Here is an 18,995-nt window from a genome sequence, read left to right on the forward strand (position 1 = left end):
ATGGGGCGACTTTAGGGCGGATGTGTTTACGGTCTGTAAACCCTTGCTGCGATGCGGTGGATAGTTAGGTTATGGTCATCGGTTTGAGGCCTAGTTCGGCAAACAGATGGGCGTCCGATCCGCGCTCCGGGTTGGGCGTGGTCAGCAACTGATCGCCGACAAAGATCGAATTGGCCCCAGCCATGAAGCATAGGGCCTGAAGTTCTTCGCTCATCTCAGTGCGGCCGGCCGACAGCCGCACCATTGAGTGTGGGCAGACGATACGGGCAACCGCAATCGTGCGCACAAATTCAAGACCGGAAATGCCGCCCTCAATGCGCGCTTTATCCCCCAGCGGCGTGCCCGAAACCGGCACCAGATTATTGATCGGGATAGAATCCGGGTGGTGGCTCATCGTCGCCAGTTGGTGCAGGAACGAGACCCGATCAGCGCGGGCCTCCCCCATGCCGGTAATCCCGCCGCAGCAGGTTTTCATGCCGATATTTTTGACGGCCTCCAGCGTATCGAGGCGTTCCTGATAGGTGCGGGTGGTGACCACGCTGTCGTAATATTCCGGCGAGGTATCAAGGTTGTGGTTGTAGTAATCAAGGCCTGCGTCTTTAAGGGTTTTGGCCTGATCCGGCGTGATCATGCCGAGCGTGGCGCAGGTCTCAAGCCCCAGCGCCTTCACGCCACCGATCATGTCCGCCAAGGCGGGCACATCGCGGTCCTTCAGATCGCGCCAGGCCGCGCCCATGCAAAAGCGCTGCGCCCCGCTGTCGCGAGCGGCCCTGGCGGCGGTCAACACCTCATCGACCGGCATCAGCTTTGAGGCCTTAAGGCCGGTTTTAAAGCTGGCCGACTGTGAGCAATAGCCGCAGTTTTCGGCGCAGCCACCAGTCTTGATCGACAATAACTGCGATAGCTGAACCTCAGACGGATCAAAGCTTTGGCGGTGGACGGTGGCCGCCCGAAAGACCAGTTCCATGAACGGCAGATCAAACAGATCAGCGATCTCAGCCTTTGACCAGTCGTGACGGGCTGAAACCTGAACGGGGTGTACGCTGTCGGCCAAGATGAGGCTCCTTCTTTGCATTAGGGATTAGACCGAAATGCCACTTAAGGTCAAACCCGACGAAAGCGTTTGATCGCTTGCCAAACGCCGCAGACTATTCTTTGTTAACGATCTTAAGAGGGGGAACGATATGCCCAAAAGCCAGCACCGAATTCCGGCGTCTCAGCTTATCGACGAACTGGCGGACGGCCTTTACGGGGCGCGGGTTAGTGTCGGCGATCTTTTGGTGCGCCTTGAGGGACGGGGGATCGGTTTGTTGCTGATCATTCTGGCCCTGCCGATTTGCATTCCTAATATTCCGGGCATTTCGACCATTTTTGGGTTCTTGCTGATCGGGCCGTCAATACAGATGCTGATGCAGCATAAGGCCCTGTGGATGCCGGGCTTCGTTAAGCGCTGGGACTTCAAGGGCGATGATTTCCGAAAAGTTCTTAAAGGTTGTGCGGCGGTATTGCGTAAGGTGGAATATCTGGCGCGACCGCGTTGGGTGTTTTTGACGCGCGGGCCGGCTATGATTTATCTGGGCTTACAAACCCTGATTATGGCCCTGATCCTGTTGCTGCCCATGCCGGGGGCCAATGTCATTCCGGGGGTAGCGGTGGTGCTGACCGGGCTGGCCATCCTGCAACGGGACGGCCTGTTCATGCTGGCAGGACTTGCGGTGGCAGCCGGGGCCGTGGCCTATGTCTATTACTTTGCCCACTATGTCGTCGATTTCGCACTCTGGGCCTATCAGGCCAGTGTCGGCTGGATTGAACAGATCGCCCAAAATCTACCTATATAAAATTGCCCATATAAAGATATCTTTATATGTTTATTGCATCGTCTCGTATCTGCCGTTATAAGGCAGGGAACATTTGAAACGAGATGAGGCGTAACCCCATGGGCGACTACATTGTAAGAGACTTAGGCCTGGCCGATTGGGGCCGTAAGGAACTGGACATTGCCGAAGGTGAAATGCCCGGACTGATGGCGACCCGCGAAGAATATGGCCCTGCGCAGGTGCTTAAAGGCGCGCGCATCGCCGGTTCTTTGCACATGACCATTCAAACGGGTGTGCTGATTGAAACCCTGCAAGCCCTGGGCGCTGAAGTGCGCTGGGCGTCGTGCAATATCTTCTCGACGCAGGATCATGCCGCGGCGGCGATCGCCGCTAAGGGCACGCCGGTATTTGCCATCAAGGGCGAAACCCTCGAAGAATACTGGGACTATGCCCACAAGATTTTCGAGTGGCATGACGGTGGCTATCCCAACCTGATCCTCGATGACGGTGGCGATGCGACCCTGCTAACCGTGCTGGGCCCAAAGGCCGAAGCCGACGCCTCGGTGCTCGACAATCCGCAGAATGAGGAAGAAGAAGCGCTCTATAAGGTCATGAAGCGCTACCTTAAGGAAAAGCCGGGCTTCTATTCGGCCATCCGTGACGCCATCATCGGCGTGTCGGAAGAAACCACTACCGGCGTTCATCGCCTGTACCAGATGGCCCAAAAAGGCGACCTGCCATTCCCGGCCATCAACGTCAATGACTCGGTCACCAAGTCGAAGTTCGACAACCTCTATGGTTGCCGCGAATCGCTGGTCGATGCTATCCGCCGCGCCACCGATGTGATGCTGGCCGGTAAGGTCGCGGTCGTGCTCGGTTACGGCGATGTCGGTAAGGGCTCGGCCGCATCTTTGCGTAACGGCGGCGCGCGCGTCATCGTCACCGAAGTCGATCCGATCTGCGCCCTGCAAGCCGCCATGGAAGGCTATGAAGTCCGCACGGTTGAAGAAGTCGCCGCTCAGGGCGACATCTTCGTCACGGCCACCGGCAACAAAGATGTGCTGCGTCTTGAGCACATGCGCGCCATGAAGCACAACGCGATTGTCTGTAACATCGGCCACTTCGATTCGGAAATTCAGGTCGCGTCGCTGAAAAACTTTAAGTGGGACGAGATCAAGCCGCAGGTTCACCATGTTGAATTTCCGGACGGCAAGAAAATCATCCTTCTGTCAGAAGGTCGTCTCGTGAACCTTGGCAACGCCACCGGCCACCCGTCGTTTGTGATGTCGGCTTCGTTCACCAACCAGACCCTGGCGCAGATTGAGCTGTGGACCAACAACAAGGCTTACGAAAAACAGGTTTATACGTTGCCGAAGAAACTGGATGAAAAGGTCGCACTTCTGCATCTTGAAAAGCTGGGCGCCAAACTGACCACGCTCAATCAGGAGCAGGCCGACTATATCAACGTGCCGGTCGAAGGCCCGTTCAAGCCGGAGCATTATAGATACTAATATCGAAAGTCCTTCGCTGACGCTCAGTGTACTTTCGATATTGAAGAATAAAAAACCCCAGGCCGATGGCTTGGGGTTTTTGTTTGCAGATCGCCCCCTCCGTCTGGCCTTCGGCCATCCACCTCCCCCGCAGCGCTACGCTTGCAGGGGCGGAGAAATTATGCTGACTTCTCCTCCCCTGTTTACGGGGGAGGTGGATGCGAGCCTTGCGAAGCAGACGGAGGGGGCAAGGATGTGGTATCGCGTGATGCTTAAAGGCGAAAACTTTGTGATGAAGCTTAGCGGTAAGCAGACGGTTCATGGTTTTTACACCACACGATATGTCGAAGCGACTTCCGAGGATGATGCCGAGATGAAAGCCGTGGAACTTATCCGCGAAGACAATTACCTTAGAGAGCGTGTTCGCAATCCTAAGAGTGACCCGCCCATGATTTATCTCGAAGAGATTGAGGTGTTGTCTTCACACTCCGGTGAGGCGGGTTCGGGCTATAGCTTTTACTCGGATGACGACTAATCCTTCAACTCATTCGGCACCTTGCCGCCGTTTTCTGCAAGCTTTTTCATGACCTGTTTGTGCAGCCAGATATTGTCATCGGCTGAGCCATCATAGGCGCTGCTAAAGCCCAGTTCCTCGGCCAGTTCTTTGCGCGCCGCATAGCTGGAATCGAGACCAAGCAACTTCATCAGATCCACGATCGAGGTGCGCCAGTTGGACGGCTGGCCGTAGTCTTTGGCCAACTGTTCCATAATGGCTTCGACATCGACCGGTTCCATGACCTCAACGGGTGCGGGAGCTACGGTCGGTGCCGGTTGTGCGGCAGCGGGAGCAGAAGGTGCCGCTGGCGCAGGTGCCGCCTTTTTCTTTCCGAAAATAGCATCCTTGATGGCAGAGAAAATACCCATGATCCGGCTCCTTGGAATGTACGTTAAAAAAATGATGGCGTGTCAGGTTCAAACCCTAACACGCCATAAGAGCTGTATCTTGTGCGCCATAATCACAATATCCGGCGCGGTCTGTTTATAAGGAACTTATCAGGGCGGTGCTTACTTCACCTTTTTGAACTTCAAGGTCATGCGGTCGGACTCGCCAATCGCATCATATTTGGCGCGGTCGAAATCGGCGGCGGGTTCCTGACCACGGGCGGCACTTGTGCGAATGGGCTTAAGCGTCCAGACACCAAATGGATGGTCGCGGCTGTCCTTAGGGTTGGCGTTGATTTCGGACTTGGCGACCAGTTCAAAGCCGGCTTTTTTCGCGGCTTCGATCACATAGGACTCCGGCACATAGCCAGTGCCCGCCTTCGGGTCTGCGCCTTCGGCGGCGCGGTGTTGCTCGACCGCTAAAATGCCACCGGGCTTAAGCATGGTATTGAACGCGCTCATATAGGCATCAGTTGTGCCATCCTGACGAGCCCAGTTGTGGAAATAGCGCGCCACCAGAACCATGTCGACCGAACCGGCCGGCACTTCATTGACCGTGGGCGACAGGGTATAGGCCTTGACATCGCCCATGATGGCCGGATCACCGGCGGAATAGTTGGCGACATTGCCGACTGCGGCCACATAGGCACCGCCGGTTGCCTTGGCGTAGGGCGCCAGAATTTCAGTCCACCAGCCCTTGTTGCCAGGATTGACATCCACCACCGTCATGCCGGGTTTCAGGCCCCAGAAGGTCAGGGCTTCGACCGGATGGCGGTACTGATCGCGGGCGGCATTTTCAGGCGCGCGCCATGCGCCAGAGGCTGCGGCTTTCAGGGCTGCATCTGCGGCCAAAGCCGGTGCGCTTACGCAAACTATGGCCGCCCCCATAAGGGCTGCGCCGAACATCCGATGGAAATTTGTCATGAATAGCTCCCGTTATTCTCTGTTGCTTGAACGCCATTAGACCCTCTTTCCGTCGCCATAACAATATTGCAGGTCATCATTATTGCTGTTTTTGGCAACGCGGGATAAACACAAACCTATTGGTTAAGGGGAACGGTTTCATGACGGATATCCACGGGTTTGCGGCGGCTCATCTCGGCCCCGTCAAGGATGTGTTCGCGGCCAATTTCGCCGACGGTCAGGAGCGCGGCGCGCGCTTTACGGTGGTGCAGGACGGAGAAACCGTCCTCGACCTGTGGGCCGGATCGTGTGACCGAGGCGGCGAGGTGCCCTTTACCGATAAGACCCTGGTGCCGGTATTTTCTTCGACCAAGGCCGTGACCGCGCTGATGATCGCGCGTCTGGTCGATCAGGGTAAGCTTGATTATGAAGCCACCGTTGCCAGCTATTGGCCGGAATTTGGTCAGAACGGTAAAGACCAGATTACGCTAGGTCAATTGATCTCCCATCAGGGCGGCATTCCGGGCTTTGATCCGCCGCGGGCCGCCGAACTGTGGTTCGACATTCCGGCGGTACTTGCGGCGATCTGCGAGCAGGCCCCGCTGTGGGCGCCGGGCGAAGGGTCAGGTTACCATCCCTACACGACCGGCTTTGTGCTGGGTGAGCTTTTCCGCAGGGTCGATGGCCGCACCTTGGGCACGGCGTTGCGTGAGGATATCGCGGGTAAGTACGGCCTCGATCTCTATATCGGCACCCCCGAAAGTGAATTTGACCGGATCAGCGACCTGCAAAAACCGTCAGCCGTACCCAATTTCGGTGAGGTCGATGACATCAAAAAAGCGGCGTTTCTGAACAAAGGCGCCTTCCCCGGCGGTCGCGGGTCTGAGCAGTGGCGCTCACTGGAGATGCCGTCAGCCAATGGTCATGCCACGTCTGAGGCCCTGGCCAAATTTATGAATATCATCGCCACCGGCGGCTTTATCGACGGGGACCGGGTAATTTCGTTGAGTGCGTTGGGGCAGGCCTTGCGGGAGCGGGTCTATGGCCCGGACCGCGTGTTGCCGTTCAAGCTGTCGTGGGCGGCAGGGTTCCTGCGCAATAAAAACATTCTCATCTACGGCAAGAACGAGCGCGCCGTCGGCCATTCCGGCAATGGTGGGTCGATGGTCATGGCCGATCCGGATAAGAAATTGTCGGCGGCTTACGTGATGAATAAGCAGTCCAATCACCTCATCGGTGATCCGCGTTCGGTGCGGCTGATGGATGCCCTTTATGAAACTCTGTAAAAAGTCCCTCGCTGCGGCTACGCGCCTCGGCTCAGTGTACTTTTGACAGCAAGTCTTTAAACGCGGTTAAGATAATCTTCCGAACGCATTTCTTCCAGGCGAGACACGGTGCGCTCAAACTCAAACGCGCCGTCGCCCTTGGGGTAAAGATCGGCCGGTTCAGCCTCGGCCAGTACAACCAGCTTGGTACCGGCTTCATAGAGCGCATCAATCAGGGTCACAAACCGGCGGGCTTCATTGCGTTTATCGGCGCTCAGTTTTGGTACATGGTCGATAAAGACGGTGGTGAAGCGCTCGGCAATCGCCAGATAATCCTGCGCGCCGTTATTGGCCGCGCACAGCTCAGCAAATGAGGCCCTAAGCAACGGCCCCGCCGCGCGCCGGAACTCTAAGCGCCGCTCATTGACCTCAAGGCACGCGCCGGTCTCGGTCAGGTTCTTGGTCAGCTTGGCCCACAGCGCATTGAAGGCCGCGACCTCAGCATCGGAATCCGACGGCGTGAAATAGACCTTGGACCCTTTGAGGCGATCCAGCCGGAAATCCTTCGGCCCTTTGACCTCAAGCACCTTCATCTTTTCCGCGATCATACGGATAAACGGCACAAACAGGTCGCGGTTCAGACCGTTTTTGTAAAGCTCTTCCGGTGCGCGGTTGGAGGTAATGACGACGATGACTTTACGCGCGAACAAGGCCTCAAACAGCCGCCCCAGCATCATGGCATCGGCAATGTCGGTGACCTGAAGCTCATCAAAACATAACAGCTTTGAGCGCTTGGCAATCAGACCCGCGATCGGCGGGATCGGGTCATCGCCCTTATGGGTGCCGAAAATGGCTTTGCGGGCTTTGGGGTCGCTTTCGCGCCATTGTTTCACATACCCATGCACCTCGGCCATGAAGGTATGAAAGTGGATACGGCGTTTGGACGGGGAGCGGATCTGATCATAGAACAGGTCCATCATCATCGACTTGCCGCGTCCGGGCAGGCCCCACAGATAAAGCCCGTAGACCCGCGGGCTGATTCCTAAAAACTGCCGCCAAAAAGATTGCGAGCGGTAAATCTTGCATTCCAGCTTGATCAGCACGTCAATCGCCGCACTCTGGGCCGGATCGGGGGTCAGGTCGCCCGATTTGATCAGACGTTTGTACTGGGATTTAATGGCGCTGCTCATGGCAGACCCTTACCAAAACTTCGTGAGGTTCGCGTTAAAAAAATGCCGCAGATGCGTAAAGCCTGCCCACTGTGTCAAATCGGCGCGTTTATCGCCGGGTAACATACGGTTTTAAGCCTGCGGATCGGTTTTTTGCACATCCCCTGTTAACCCTTAACTGGCAGCGTTCTTGCTGGGTTTGTTTCGGAATGTTTCATTTTTGGAAAGCCGCGTGAACGGTGATGAAACATCGATACAAAGGGAGCGTCCGATGAAAGTTTTATGCGTTGAGGATAACAGCACCCATTCCCGCATGATCGACCTCATGCTGGCGGCGACTGGGGTCGAGGTCAACTTTGTCCGTAATGGCGAAGAGGCGGTCGAGGCCTATCAGGAAGACGAATATGATGCCATCCTGATGGACATTCAGATGCCGGTAAAATCGGGCATTGAGGCCACGCGAGAAATCCGCCAGATCGAAGAGGGCTTTCACCTCAGCCACTGCCCGATCCTGCTGGTGACCAGCCATGATGACGAAGATCACATCAATGAAGGCCACGCCGCCGGTGGTGATGCCATTCTCAAAAAGCCGTTTACCTCTGAGGGTCTGCTGGGGGCGCTGGATCGCGTCCTGATCGGGGCCAACCGCATGGGCCTGCACAGCGTGCTCAACGCCAATCACATATCTTTGCGATAGCTCTGCTGAATAACCAGATTACGAAAAAGCGTTTTCATTATCTGCACACTGCTGTATAGGGCGCGCATCCGTTTTTGCGTGCGCGGTCGAAGTCGAAAAGCACGCATATCGGCCGCAGATTACGGCTAGTTGAGGAGTATGCGCGATGTCTTATCGTGTTGCAGTTGTAGGCGCTACCGGCGCCGTGGGTCGCGAAATGATGGCGACTCTCGAAGAAGTCAATTTCCCGATTAAGGACATTTACGCAGTCGCTTCGCGCAAATCGATTGGGGTTGAAGTCTCATTCGGCAACCGCACCCTCAAATGTCTTGATCTGGAAACCTTTGATTTCACTAAGGTCGATATCGTGCTGATGAGCGCGGGCGGCGACGTGTCTAAGGCCTGGTCTGAAAAGATCGGTAAGCTTGGCCCCATCGTCATCGACAATTCCTCGGCCTGGCGCATGGACCCGGACGTGCCTTTGATCGTGCCGGAAGTGAACCCTGACGCCATCTGGGACTGCAAGAAGAAAAACATCATCGCCAACCCCAATTGCTCGACCATTCAGATGGTTGTGGCCCTAAAGCCGCTGCATGACGCAGCGGTGGTTAAGCGTGTCATCGTCTCGACCTATCAGGCGACCGCCGGTGCCGGCAAAGAAGGCATGGACGAACTGTGGAACCAGACCAAGGCGGTCTTTGTCATGGGCGATGTCCCGGCCAAGAAGTTCTCCAAGGAAATCGCCTTCAACGTCATTCCGCACATCGACGTCTTCATGGAAGACGGCCAGACCAAAGAAGAGTGGAAGATGAAGGTCGAGACCAAGAAAATCCTCGACCCGAATATTGAAGTGTTCGCTACCTGCGTGCGTGTGCCGGTGTTCGTTGGCCACTCGGAATCGATCAATGTCGAGTTCGAAAACCCGCTCGACGAGGACGAAGCGCGCGAAATCCTGCGCGAAGCTCCCGGCATCTCGGTAATCGATAAACGCGAAGCGGGCGGCTACATCACGCCCAAAGAATGTGTCGGTGAATTTGACACCTTCATTTCGCGTATCCGCAAAGACCCAAGCGTGCCGAACGGTCTCGCCTTCTGGTGCGTGTCCGACAACCTGCGCAAAGGTGCGGCACTCAACGCCGTGCAGATTGCACAGCTTCTTGATGAACGCGGGGTTCTGACGCCAGTTACAGCTTAAAAAGATCGCTCATAAAAGGTGATCGTTTTAGCCGGCAGAACCCCAAAGGTTCTGCCGGTTTTTCGTTGTTTGGCCCTTCATAATCTTGTACCCGATGACCTGTATCGTTTGATACATTTTGCAAAGTATAATGCCATGTCCTCCCCCGGCGCATCTTCACAACCTTCTGGTTCTTTCCTGACCTCGCCCATAGGGCTGGCCATCATGTGCTACGGCGTGTGGGGCTTTGCGCCGCTGGCCTATCTGCCGCTCAAAGCCATTGATGCGGGCGCTCTGGAGATCATGGCCCACCGCTCAGTCTGGGCGCTGCTGTGGTCGTTCGGGCTGGTGATCCTGACCAAGCAACTGCCCGAAGCGATGTCCTATTTCCTGAAGCCGAAGCTGGCGTTGCTGCTCCTGTTATCGTCGGTCATGATCGCCATCAACTGGGGTGTGTTCGTGTGGGCGGTGACCAATCAGCACACCATGGAAACCTCGCTTGGTTACTACCTAAACCCGCTGATCAATATGGCGGTGGGGGCGGCCTTTTTCCGTGAGCGGCTCGACATCTACGGCAAGATCGCCATCGGCATGGCGGTGATCGGTGTCGGTGTGCAGGCGCTCGCTTTGGGCCATATTCCCTATATTGGCCTGACGATTGCAATAAGTTTTGCGGCCTACGGAATCATCCGTAAGCAACTGGTGGTCACAGCCCTGGGCGGGTTGTTTGTTGAGTGCGTGTTCCTGTTTGTGCCGTCGATCATCTATCTGTGGTGGTTTGAGGCGAGCGGGCAGGGGCACTTCTTCGATGCGCCGTCCAATGCCTTCTGGTTCTTTGTGACCGGGCCGGTGACCGTGCTGCCGCTGGCGCTGTTTTCATTCGTGGCGCGCCGTTTAGCCCTATCGACTATGGGCTTTATCCAGTTCATCGCCCCAACCATCAGCTTTTGCATCGGCCTGTTTCAGGGCGAACTGTTCACGCCACTGCGGGCGCTGTCGTTCGCCTTTATCTGGGGCGGGGCGCTGATTTTTGCCTTCGGGGCCTGGCGGCGGTTTAAGGAACTGAAAACGGCCGCATAAGGTTTATGCCGTGTTTTTCAGCCCGGCATGATTTCCGGGCCACATCGGCTCAGGGGCTGCTGCAACCGCAGGGCGTCCAAACAGGTAGCCTTGCATGAGTTTCACGCCCATGTCCTTTAGCACGGTGTATTCTGCGTGGGTTTCGATACCTTCGCAAATGACCTGAATATCAAGTTCGGTCAGTATCTTGATCGTGTTGTTAAGGATAACCCGCTTGACCCGGTCTTTATCGATATCGCGGATAAGATCCATATCGATCTTGACCAGATCCGGCTGGAACTTCGACAGCAGGCCAAGGCCCGCATAGCCTGACCCAAAGTCATCAATCGCCGTCTTAAAACCCATGGCGCGATAGGACCGTAAGATGTTCAACAGATGAACCGTGTCCAGCTTTTCGGTTTCCGTGAATTCAAAAATGATGTTTCGCAGCGGAAAGTCATATTTCATCGCCGTCGCCAGAGTAAGGCGGATACAGGCGCGCGGCTCATAAACGGCGTTGGGCAGAAAATTAATAGACAGGTGCGTGCCGTTTTGGGCGAACTTCAGACCGGCGGCAAGCTCAATGGCCTTTACCCGGCAGGCCTGATCAAAGGCATAGCGGTTTTGGTCTGATACCTGAGACAGAACCTGCCCAGCACCTTCGCCATTAACGCCGCGAACCAAGGCTTCATGAGCAAATACGGAGCCTTCCGCCACATCGACTATCGGCTGAAAAGCCATGGTGATCGGCAACTCGAAGCCGACTCCGTCACGGCAGCCGTTACAAGAGGTTTTATCAGCCATGCGATGACTCCAGATGCTAGATTGAGCAAATCTACACTGAAATCATTAAAAATTTTTCCACACGCGACTACAAACTCAGGATTTCACGGGCCCGCTTAAGGTGCAGGCGCTCGATCATCTCACCGTTCACCGATACCACACCGGCCGCAGCATTTTCCGGCTGCTCATAGGCCTCAAGCACGGCTTGCGCCCATGCGATCTCGGTGGCATTGGGCGAGAAGGCGATCTCACAGCCTTCGATCTGAGACGGGTGGATCAGGGTTTTACCGTCGAAGCCCAGGGCCTTGCCCTGCGTACATTCGGCGCGGAAACCGTCTTCGTCCTTGAAGGCGTTATAAACCCCGTCGAGCGCGATCAGCCCATAGGCGCGGGCATAGAGCACGATCTGGCTTAAGGCATAACGCAGTTCAATGCGTTTGGGCGTCGAGGCGGCGCGCAGGCCGCTGCGCAAATCATTGGGCCCGGCGATCAGCCCTTTGAGCGGCTGTTTACCGGACAGTTTGGCAATGTCCGGCAACCTGACCACGCCCATCGGCGTTTCGATCATGGCCCACAAATCAACTTCGGGCATCATGAAGGCCATGTCCTCAATCGCCTGCGGGCTGGCGACCTTGGGGATGACAATACCGTGCAGGCGTCCGGCGGCAAACAGGTCGCCAAAGGCTTTTAAATCCGGTTCCGCCGTCTCCGGATTGACCCGTACCATGCGGTAAGGGGTCGCAAAATCACCGGCTCCTGCCGTTTCAATCAACCCTTCCAATGCTGCCGCCTTGACCGTATCGCCCACGGCATCCTCAAGGTCAAAGATCAGGGCGTCGGCCTTAAGGTTATGGGCTTTGGACAAGGCCTTGGGATTGCCGCAGGGGATAAACAAAACGGAACGGAACATGGGTACGCCTTTACGCTGCGGGACTTCTGTGGATTTTGAACACCTTATCGACCTGGGCTTCCAGCTTCTTGGTCCACTCAAGGTCAAAGGCGTCGATGTCGGTTTTAAGTTGCTCCATCGTGGTCGCCCCGATGATGGTTGAGGTCACAAATGGGCGGGTATCGACGAATTTCAGCGCGAACTGCTCCGGCGACCAGTCCAGCGTGCGCGCCAGTTCCACATAGGCATCAACCGCTTCGATCCCGCCCGGCCGTTCATAACGCCCCAGCCGTTCAAACAGCGTTTTGCGTGCCCCGTCCGGCCGTGCCCCGCCCTGATACTTTCCGGTCAGATAACCCTGCGCCAGCGGCGAATAGGCCAGAAGACCTACCTGTTCGCGCAAAGACACCTCGGCCAGTCCATATTCAAACACGCGCGTGACAAGGTTATAACAGTTCTGGATCGACGCCGGACGGTGCAGGCCGCGCTTATCGCTCTCGGCAATAAAGCGCATCAGGCCCCACGGGCTCTCATTCGACACGCCAAAATGACGGATATTGCCCTTTTTGATGTGCGAATCGAGGGTTTCCAGAATGGTCTCAAACGCCTCATAGTCGGCGTCGTAGTCAACATAGCTGTGGAACCCAAACCCCGGATAGCGCCGGTCAGGCCAGTGCAACTGGTAGAGATCAATGTAGTCGGTTTGCAGGCGCTTGAGCGAGCCTTCGACGGCGGAATCAATATGAGAGCGGGTGTGGCGCGGGCCGCCCCTGATCCATTTCATCATGTCTTCGCGGCCAGTGACCTTGGAGGCCAGAACGATGTCCTGACGCTTTCCCGTCGCCTTGAACCAGTTGCCGATAATGGTTTCGGTCGCCCCGTAAGTTTCGGCCTTGGGCGGCACGGCATAAACCTCAGCCGTATCAAAGAAATTGATACCGCGGGATACCGCATAGTCCATCTGGGCGTGGCCCTCGGCCTCTGAATTTTGCTGCCCCCAGGTCATGGTGCCCAGGCACACGCGGGAGACTTTAAGGCCGGTGCGGCCCAGTTCGGAATATTGCATACAGCCCTCAAGTAGCGAAGCGGTAGGGCATCTTAATACCCTCAGATGTCATGGATTTGTCCCGTATCACGAAGCCTTTATAGAATTGTGAAGGCGGGACTTGCGAAGAAATGGCAATTTCACCATATAATATGTTACACTAAGCTTTAAGTTCCATATGGTTGGAAACGGCAAAAGGGAAATTTTTCTAATGAGTGACTATAAAGGTCAATACTCTTCGGCACCTACGGTTGACCTCGCCTATGACGAGGGCTTACGTAAGTTCATGCTCGGCGTCTACAATAAGATGGGGCTGGGCCTCGTCCTGACGGGCGTACTCGCCTGGGCCGCAGCGAATGTGCCTGCCATTCAGCAACTGATGTTCAACATTACCGCCGATGGTCGCTTTGCGGGCTATACCATCCTTGGCTATGTCATTACCTTTGCGCCGGTGGTGATCCTGCTGGGTGCAGGCTTTGTGATGAAAAACCCAACGGTCGCGACTACGACCGCTCTTTATTGGTTGGTTGTCGCTCTTATCGGCCTGTCGACCGGCGCTAACTTCCTTGTCTACACCGGCGGTTCGATCGCCACGACCTTCTTTGTGACGGCGGCGGCCTTTGGTGCGCTCAGCCTGTTTGGTTACACCACCAAAAAGGATCTGTCGGCTTGGGGTAAGTTCCTGTTCATGGCCGTGATCGGCCTGATCATTGCCTCGCTGGTCAACATGTTCATGAAGTCGCCGATCTTCTATCTGCTGATCTCAGGCGCTGGCGTGCTGATCTTCTCGGCCCTGATCGCGTTTGAGACCCAAAGCCTTAAGCGCACCTACTATGCGCTGGGCGGCGATGAGGCCGGTACGGCTATGGCTACCAACTATGGTGCCCTGTCGCTCTACATCAGCTTCATCAACCTGTTCCAGTTCCTGCTGGCCTTTATGGGCGTGCGCCGAGATTAATCGGGATTCAGACTGACGAAAATGACCCCTCCGGATACCCATCCGGAGGGGTTTTGCGTTAACCCTTTGCACACAAAACTATCACAGATGTGCAATACCCCTGACATCGACGCGGTTTAATCAACCGTTCTGATCGCTGGATCAGGGGGCTACACTATGAAGCTGTCGCGTCGTCGCGCGTTACTGTCACTGGCTGCCGTAGGTAGTGCGCCCGCCTTGGGGGCCTCTGAGGTTTCGCCGCAGCTCAAAGGCCTGCACTTCGCCCACGGTGTCGCCTCGGGTGATCCGCTCAAAGACCGCGTGATCCTGTGGACGCGGCTGTCGGGCGCGCAATCTTCGACCGAAGTCAGCTATGATGTTGCCGCCGATGCAGCCTTCGCCAATATCATAACCACCGGCAAATTCACGACCGATGCGGGTCGCGACTATACGGTCAAGGTCGATGCCGCGGGCCTTAAGTCCGGCACCACCTATTATTACCGCTTCCGCGGCGGTGAGGCGACCTCGCCCACAGGGCGCACCCAAACCCTGCCCGAAAACACCGATAAGCTGGTCATGGCGGTGGCGTCGTGTTCGCTGCATCCCAACGGCTATTTCAATGCCTATAAGGCCATTGCCGAACTGCCCGAAGTCGATGTCGTTGTGCATCTGGGCGACTACATCTATGAATATGGCGCCGCGGTTACCGCCTACGGCATGACCAATGGCCAGATGCTGAGCCGCATCCCGCAACCGCCTCATGAGATTGTAAGCCTGGATGACTACCGCCTGCGCCATGCGCAGTATAAGGCCGATCCAGACCTTCAGGCCGCCCATGCCCGCGCCGCGTGGATCTGCGTCTTTGACGACCACGAAATCACCAACGATCCGTGGTACGGCGGCGCCGAGAACCACAATGCCGGTGAAGGCGACTGGTTTGAACGCAAGGCCAAGGGCTTAAAAGCCTACCGCGAATGGATGCCGATCCGCGACCCGCAACCGGGGCAATTGTCAGACGCCATCTATCGCTCGTTCCGCTTTGGGAAGCTGGCCGAACTGATCATGGTCGAAACCCGCCTGCTGGCGCGTTCAAAGCAGCTTGATTACCAGCATGATGTTGAGATGATCGACCTGCCCGACGGTACGCGCCAGCTTGATGTCGAAGCTTTCCGCAAAAAGCTCAACGATCCGGCCCGCGAACTGTTTGGGCCTGAGCAGCGCCAGTGGCTGAAATCGACCCTGCAATCGTCAACGGACAACGATGTGCGCTGGCAGGTGCTCGGCAATCAGGTCGTCATGGCCCGCGTCGCTGGCCCCGATGTCAATAAGGTACTGGGGCCTGAGAAAATCAAAACCCTCATGCCGCTGATGCCCGAAGAGGCGCAAAAGTACCTGACGGCCATGATGGGCCTGTTCAGCCAGAACCCGCCTCTGCCGCTCAATCTCGATGCCTGGGACGGCTATCCGGCCGAGCGCGAGCGCTTTTACGATATGATCAAGGCCACCAATGCCCGCGCCGTGGTGATTTCGGGCGACAGTCACTGCGCCTGGGCCAATCAGCTTCATGATGCGCAGGGTGAGCCGGTCGGCGTCGAATTGGGCGTGACCTCGATCACCAGCCCGACCCGCTGGCTGGATAAGATCCTGCCGGGCTATGAACTGGCCAAGGGACTGGCCGAGGTCAACCCGGAAGTCCTTGATGCCGATGACAATTATAACGGCTTTATCCGCCTGACCCTGACGCCGGATCAGATGATCGGTGAGTGGATGACGGTCTCGACCGTCACCTCGCGCGAGTTTACGACGGCGTCGCAAAAAACCTTTGTGGCCCGCGCCGAAAATAAGCGTGCGGGGCCGCTCACAGTCGTGTGAAGGGCTTGAAAACGGCACGGTTAGGGCGCACCTCATGAGCATCGTATTGTTCATTATTTTAACGCGCATTTGAATCCGAAACGCAGTTCGGCGGAGCCAAAACCGCTGCACACTTTTCGAAATGCGCTCTTGAGGAAACACCCATGTCCCTGCTTGCTCCCGAAAAACCCGCCGTATCCGTCGATATGTATTCCATGACCGTCCCTGTTCTGGTGCGGGCGCTCAAAAACCTGTCGCATCTGCTCGACAAAGCCGAAGCCCACGTCGAGGATAATGGCTTAAAACCCGAAGACATGCTGGGCGCGCGCCTGATCGAAGACATGCTGGCCCTGGTCAATCAGGTGCAACTGGCGACCGACACGGCCAAGGGCGCGGTGGCGCGGCTGGCAGGTGTCGAAAACCCGTCATTTGCTGATATCGAAACCACCTTCGATGAGCTTCATCAGCGCATTGATAAGACGATCGAGTTTATTAAATCGTTGGATCGTGAGCTGTTTACGGGCGCTGAAACCCGCGATGTGACCTTAAAGGTGCGCGGCGGTGAGCTGCATTTTAAGGGCTTTGACTACCTGACCGGCTTTGTCCTGCCGAACCTGTTTTTCCACGTCACGACCGCCTATGGCATCATCCGCCATAAGGGCGTGAAGATCGGTAAGCTGGATTACCTCGGCCCAAGATAAGACAACAGATATCATCCAAATTGCCACAGCCCTGCCCGGATCGTCCGCGCAGGGCTGTCTCGTCATTGAACTGTGGTTAATTTTGGTTAATACTCAGGCATAGTAGGGTGGCGTGGGTTGAAGTTTCCGGCGAATGCGGAAGCGTTAAGGCGGCCTGAACGGCTGGGGGTGAAATGGTGTTTCCCGATTCCATAGAGGTGGCGGCTGGGCTGGTCTTTGTGTACCTGCTGATCAGCGTCATCACGACTATTGCGCGGGAATCGCTGGAAGGCTTTGTCAAAAGCCGTGGCCGGATGCTGGAGCGTGGCATCACCGAAATGCTGGGGCGCCATCATGGGCGCGGCGCTGAGAAGTATGCGCTGGTCAAGGACTTCTATACCCATCCCCTGATCCAGTCCCTGTATCAGGGCGATTATTCGACGCCGGATAAGCGTAAATTCCGCGCCGGACGTAACCTGCCGTCCTATATATCCTCCAACAGTTTTGCCGCCGCCGTGCTTGATATCGTGGCGGATAAGGGTGGCTATTCGACGATTGAGGGCCGCGATGTCAACAATCTGCTGGAGGCGTCTGAGCGTCTGGAAGATCAGCGGCTGAAAAAGGTCGTGCAGTTTGCCCTGTGCTCCAGCGGCGGTGACTATGCTCAGGCCCAGAAACAGATCGAAAACTGGTATGATGCGTCGATGGTGCGGGTGTCGGGCTGGTATCGGCGCGATACCCATAAGATCGTGTTCTGGTCAGGTTTAGCCGCCTCGGTCATCCTGAATATCAATACGTTCGTCATCGCCGACAGCCTGTACCGCGACCCGACCTTGCGTAAGGTGGCGGTGGCTAAGGCCGAAGCCTATATCGAACATAGCCGCGTCCAGACCGAACCCCGGCCGATCACGATTGACGCCTTGCCGTCGTCCGAGGTGGCCGCCGATGTCTCAACGGCCTCTGTACCGGCCATGGTGGCCCCGCCGGCGGTTCTGACCGAGCCTGCGGCCAATGCCGACATGGCCAAGACCTGGCAAAACCTCAAAACCGAAAAAGACTATATCGACACGCTCGGCCTGCCCTTGGGGTGGAACGACAATACGCTGGAGTCGATGGAGCGCTTTTTCAACATCGCCGTACCCGAAGACGCCGCCGACGCCACGGTTGAGACGCCCGCTAATCCGACGGGCGTTCAGGGCTGGTTCGGCACCCAGTTTAATTACCTGGTCAAGCTGCTGGACGTGCGTATGGACGCCGAAGACGCGCTGGTTTTTGGCGGCAATTTCCTGCGTAATACCATCGGTCTTTTGACCATTATGCTGGGCTGGCTAATGACCGCGTTTGCTATCACCCTGGGCGCGCCATTCTGGTTTGATATTTTGAATCGCCTGATGGTCATCCGCTCAACCCAAAAACCCAAAGACGCGACCTCAACCGGCTCTCCCAATCTGTGGAATATTATTGGCGAAACTCCGCCCACGTCACCGGCCCCCGCGGCGGTCGTCAACTATTCCGGCGGCTATGTATCCTCAGCCTCATCCCCGCTGATTACCGCGCGCCTAGTCTCAAAGCCAGAAGATCAGGAAGCACTGGCGGCAATCGATCCCCATGAACGCCCCAGAGAAGACAGTTAGGGGCGAAAGCATGGTGGATGTTGTTCAGGCGCATTTAATCGCCATGGTGCCGAAAATCCGGCCTGACCGGGCCTTGAGCTATGCCGACGCCATCAATGATGTGCTGGCCGATGCGGAAATCGACACCGCCCAGCGGCTGGTGCATTTCATGGCCCAGATCGCCCACGAAAGTGCCGGGTTTTCGGCGCTGGTTGAAAGCACCAACTATAAAAACGCCGCCTATCTCGATAAAACCTTCAGCAATGTCAAAGGCCCGGCCCACGCGCAGGCCCTGATTGCCAAAGGGCCGGTGGCTATTGGTAACTGCATCTATGCCAACCGGCTCGGCAACGGCAACGAAGCTTCCGGCGACGGCTATCGCTATCGCGGACGCGGCTTCATGATGATTACAGGCAAGAATAATTACCGCGAGGTCGAAGCCTATTCCGGCCTGCCGGTCATCGCCCACCCGGAACTGCTGGGGCAGGCAGGCCCTGCCGCACAGGCGGCCGCAAGGTTCTGGCTGACGCGCAACATCAATACGGCGGCTGACGCCGATGACATTGCCGAAGTCACCCGCCTTATAAACGGCCCCGCCCGCCACGGCCTTGACCAGCGGCAGGCATGGCTGAATAAAACCAAGGCCATCTGGCTTTAATTCGCGCATTGCGCTTGCCGTTACCGCGCGGGCGTCCCATGTTT

Annotated in this window: 19 protein-coding genes; 12 read left to right on the forward strand and 7 right to left on the reverse strand. The window is 56.5% G+C overall.

Annotated elements, in window-relative coordinates; genetic code table 11:
- Positions 1 to 64: 64 nt before the first annotated feature.
- Positions 65 to 1,054 carry a biotin synthase BioB gene (bioB, locus tag IE102_RS04680; protein WP_268247447.1) on the reverse strand — a complete coding sequence of 330 codons (990 nt, stop codon included), beginning with the start codon at positions 1,052 to 1,054 and terminating at the stop codon, positions 65 to 67.
- 130 nt (positions 1,055 to 1,184) lie between these two features.
- Here bioB and IE102_RS04685 point away from each other — a divergent pair, with 130 nt between their 5' ends.
- From IE102_RS04685 to IE102_RS04695, 3 genes are all read left to right on the forward strand, one after another.
- Complete coding sequence (locus IE102_RS04685) at positions 1,185 to 1,838, forward strand: exopolysaccharide biosynthesis protein (protein WP_189485204.1); 654 nt, start codon at positions 1,185 to 1,187, stop codon at positions 1,836 to 1,838.
- Between the two features lie 98 nt (positions 1,839 to 1,936).
- Positions 1,937 to 3,328: an adenosylhomocysteinase gene (ahcY, locus tag IE102_RS04690; protein ID WP_189485205.1), complete on the forward strand. Its 1,392-nt coding sequence runs from the start codon at positions 1,937 to 1,939 to the stop codon at positions 3,326 to 3,328.
- 232 nt (positions 3,329 to 3,560) lie between these two features.
- Positions 3,561 to 3,842 (forward strand): hypothetical protein, encoded by a 282-nt coding sequence (locus tag IE102_RS04695; RefSeq protein WP_189485206.1) that lies wholly within the window; start codon positions 3,561 to 3,563, stop codon positions 3,840 to 3,842.
- Here IE102_RS04695 and IE102_RS04700 read toward each other — a convergent pair.
- Both IE102_RS04700 and IE102_RS04705 read right to left on the reverse strand, forming a co-directional pair.
- The gene (locus IE102_RS04700) at positions 3,839 to 4,231 is read right to left on the reverse strand and encodes a DUF3597 domain-containing protein (RefSeq protein WP_189485207.1); all 393 of its coding nucleotides are present in this window, start codon (positions 4,229 to 4,231) and stop codon (positions 3,839 to 3,841) included. The genes IE102_RS04695 and IE102_RS04700 overlap by 4 nt on opposite strands.
- Before the next feature lie 141 nt (positions 4,232 to 4,372).
- The gene (locus IE102_RS04705; protein ID WP_229807561.1) at positions 4,373 to 5,173 is read right to left on the reverse strand and encodes a class I SAM-dependent methyltransferase; all 801 of its coding nucleotides are present in this window, start codon (positions 5,171 to 5,173) and stop codon (positions 4,373 to 4,375) included.
- Positions 5,174 to 5,313: 140 nt separating this feature from the next.
- On the opposite strand from IE102_RS04705, the gene IE102_RS04710 reads away from it, so the two are divergent.
- Positions 5,314 to 6,438: a serine hydrolase domain-containing protein gene (locus IE102_RS04710; protein WP_189485208.1), complete on the forward strand. Its 1,125-nt coding sequence runs from the start codon at positions 5,314 to 5,316 to the stop codon at positions 6,436 to 6,438.
- 56 nt (positions 6,439 to 6,494) lie between these two features.
- On the opposite strand, the gene zapE is transcribed toward IE102_RS04710, so the two are convergent.
- On the reverse strand, positions 6,495 to 7,607 hold the full coding sequence (gene zapE, locus IE102_RS04715) for a cell division protein ZapE (RefSeq protein WP_189485209.1): 1,113 nt from the start codon (positions 7,605 to 7,607) through the stop codon (positions 6,495 to 6,497).
- A 250-nt stretch (positions 7,608 to 7,857) separates the two neighbouring features.
- Here zapE and IE102_RS04720 point away from each other — a divergent pair, with 250 nt between their 5' ends.
- From IE102_RS04720 to rarD, 3 genes are all read left to right on the forward strand, one after another.
- Positions 7,858 to 8,283, forward strand: coding sequence for a response regulator (locus IE102_RS04720; protein ID WP_189485210.1), 426 nt, complete (start codon positions 7,858 to 7,860; stop codon positions 8,281 to 8,283).
- 145 nt (positions 8,284 to 8,428) lie between these two features.
- The gene (locus IE102_RS04725; protein WP_189485211.1) at positions 8,429 to 9,457 is read left to right on the forward strand and encodes an aspartate-semialdehyde dehydrogenase; all 1,029 of its coding nucleotides are present in this window, start codon (positions 8,429 to 8,431) and stop codon (positions 9,455 to 9,457) included.
- Positions 9,458 to 9,592: 135 nt separating this feature from the next.
- The gene (gene rarD, locus IE102_RS04730) at positions 9,593 to 10,516 is read left to right on the forward strand and encodes an EamA family transporter RarD (RefSeq protein ID WP_189485212.1); all 924 of its coding nucleotides are present in this window, start codon (positions 9,593 to 9,595) and stop codon (positions 10,514 to 10,516) included.
- Between the two features lie 3 nt (positions 10,517 to 10,519).
- On the opposite strand, the gene IE102_RS04735 is transcribed toward rarD, so the two are convergent.
- The 3 genes from IE102_RS04735 to IE102_RS04745 form a co-directional block, all read right to left on the reverse strand.
- Positions 10,520 to 11,299 (reverse strand): EAL domain-containing protein, encoded by a 780-nt coding sequence (locus IE102_RS04735; RefSeq protein ID WP_189485213.1) that lies wholly within the window; start codon positions 11,297 to 11,299, stop codon positions 10,520 to 10,522.
- A gap of 67 nt (positions 11,300 to 11,366) precedes the next feature.
- On the reverse strand, positions 11,367 to 12,188 hold the full coding sequence (locus IE102_RS04740) for an HpcH/HpaI aldolase/citrate lyase family protein (protein WP_189485214.1): 822 nt from the start codon (positions 12,186 to 12,188) through the stop codon (positions 11,367 to 11,369).
- 10 nt (positions 12,189 to 12,198) lie between these two features.
- Entirely contained in the window at positions 12,199 to 13,233 is a 1,035-nt protein-coding gene (locus IE102_RS04745) for an aldo/keto reductase (RefSeq protein WP_189485215.1), read from the reverse strand.
- A 190-nt stretch (positions 13,234 to 13,423) separates the two neighbouring features.
- Between IE102_RS04745 and IE102_RS04750 the strand changes: the two genes are divergently transcribed.
- The 5 genes from IE102_RS04750 to IE102_RS04770 all read left to right on the forward strand — a co-directional run bounded on the left by IE102_RS04750 (position 13,424) and on the right by IE102_RS04770 (position 18,951).
- Positions 13,424 to 14,170, forward strand: coding sequence for a Bax inhibitor-1/YccA family protein (locus IE102_RS04750; RefSeq protein ID WP_189485216.1), 747 nt, complete (start codon positions 13,424 to 13,426; stop codon positions 14,168 to 14,170).
- A gap of 156 nt (positions 14,171 to 14,326) precedes the next feature.
- Complete coding sequence (locus tag IE102_RS04755) at positions 14,327 to 16,021, forward strand: alkaline phosphatase D family protein (protein WP_189485217.1); 1,695 nt, start codon at positions 14,327 to 14,329, stop codon at positions 16,019 to 16,021.
- A 143-nt stretch (positions 16,022 to 16,164) separates the two neighbouring features.
- The gene (locus tag IE102_RS04760) at positions 16,165 to 16,701 is read left to right on the forward strand and encodes a DUF1993 domain-containing protein (protein ID WP_229807562.1); all 537 of its coding nucleotides are present in this window, start codon (positions 16,165 to 16,167) and stop codon (positions 16,699 to 16,701) included.
- Between the two features lie 173 nt (positions 16,702 to 16,874).
- Positions 16,875 to 18,314 carry a hypothetical protein gene (locus IE102_RS04765; protein WP_189485218.1) on the forward strand — a complete coding sequence of 480 codons (1,440 nt, stop codon included), beginning with the start codon at positions 16,875 to 16,877 and terminating at the stop codon, positions 18,312 to 18,314.
- Between the two features lie 10 nt (positions 18,315 to 18,324).
- Entirely contained in the window at positions 18,325 to 18,951 is a 627-nt protein-coding gene (locus IE102_RS04770; protein ID WP_189485219.1) for a glycoside hydrolase family 19 protein, read from the forward strand.
- The last annotated feature ends 44 nt before the right edge of the window (positions 18,952 to 18,995 follow it).

It is taken from the genome of Asticcacaulis endophyticus, assembly GCF_014652575.1.
GTDB lineage: Bacteria > Pseudomonadota > Alphaproteobacteria > Caulobacterales > Caulobacteraceae > Asticcacaulis > Asticcacaulis endophyticus.

What these genes read in the sequence shown, in the direction of transcription:
- IE102_RS04705 (WP_229807561.1), bottom strand. Translation starts at nt 5,173, where the DNA reads ATGACAAATTTCCATCGGATGTTCGGCGCAGCCCTTATGGGGGCGGCC.
- rarD (WP_189485212.1), top strand. Translation starts at nt 9,593, where the DNA reads ATGTCCTCCCCCGGCGCATCTTCACAACCTTCTGGTTCTTTCCTGACC.
- IE102_RS04725 (WP_189485211.1), top strand. Translation starts at nt 8,429, where the DNA reads ATGTCTTATCGTGTTGCAGTTGTAGGCGCTACCGGCGCCGTGGGTCGC.
- IE102_RS04685 (WP_189485204.1), top strand. Translation starts at nt 1,185, where the DNA reads ATGCCCAAAAGCCAGCACCGAATTCCGGCGTCTCAGCTTATCGACGAA.
- IE102_RS04700 (WP_189485207.1), bottom strand. Translation starts at nt 4,231, where the DNA reads ATGGGTATTTTCTCTGCCATCAAGGATGCTATTTTCGGAAAGAAAAAG.
- IE102_RS04760 (WP_229807562.1), top strand. Translation starts at nt 16,165, where the DNA reads ATGTCCCTGCTTGCTCCCGAAAAACCCGCCGTATCCGTCGATATGTAT.
- zapE (WP_189485209.1), bottom strand. Translation starts at nt 7,607, where the DNA reads ATGAGCAGCGCCATTAAATCCCAGTACAAACGTCTGATCAAATCGGGC.
- IE102_RS04770 (WP_189485219.1), top strand. Translation starts at nt 18,325, where the DNA reads ATGGTGGATGTTGTTCAGGCGCATTTAATCGCCATGGTGCCGAAAATC.
- IE102_RS04735 (WP_189485213.1), bottom strand. Translation starts at nt 11,299, where the DNA reads ATGGCTGATAAAACCTCTTGTAACGGCTGCCGTGACGGAGTCGGCTTC.
- IE102_RS04710 (WP_189485208.1), top strand. Translation starts at nt 5,314, where the DNA reads ATGACGGATATCCACGGGTTTGCGGCGGCTCATCTCGGCCCCGTCAAG.
- IE102_RS04720 (WP_189485210.1), top strand. Translation starts at nt 7,858, where the DNA reads ATGAAAGTTTTATGCGTTGAGGATAACAGCACCCATTCCCGCATGATC.
- IE102_RS04750 (WP_189485216.1), top strand. Translation starts at nt 13,424, where the DNA reads ATGAGTGACTATAAAGGTCAATACTCTTCGGCACCTACGGTTGACCTC.
- IE102_RS04765 (WP_189485218.1), top strand. Translation starts at nt 16,875, where the DNA reads ATGGTGTTTCCCGATTCCATAGAGGTGGCGGCTGGGCTGGTCTTTGTG.
- IE102_RS04755 (WP_189485217.1), top strand. Translation starts at nt 14,327, where the DNA reads ATGAAGCTGTCGCGTCGTCGCGCGTTACTGTCACTGGCTGCCGTAGGT.
- IE102_RS04745 (WP_189485215.1), bottom strand. Translation starts at nt 13,233, where the DNA reads ATGCAATATTCCGAACTGGGCCGCACCGGCCTTAAAGTCTCCCGCGTG.
- IE102_RS04695 (WP_189485206.1), top strand. Translation starts at nt 3,561, where the DNA reads ATGTGGTATCGCGTGATGCTTAAAGGCGAAAACTTTGTGATGAAGCTT.
- ahcY (WP_189485205.1), top strand. Translation starts at nt 1,937, where the DNA reads ATGGGCGACTACATTGTAAGAGACTTAGGCCTGGCCGATTGGGGCCGT.
- IE102_RS04740 (WP_189485214.1), bottom strand. Translation starts at nt 12,188, where the DNA reads ATGTTCCGTTCCGTTTTGTTTATCCCCTGCGGCAATCCCAAGGCCTTG.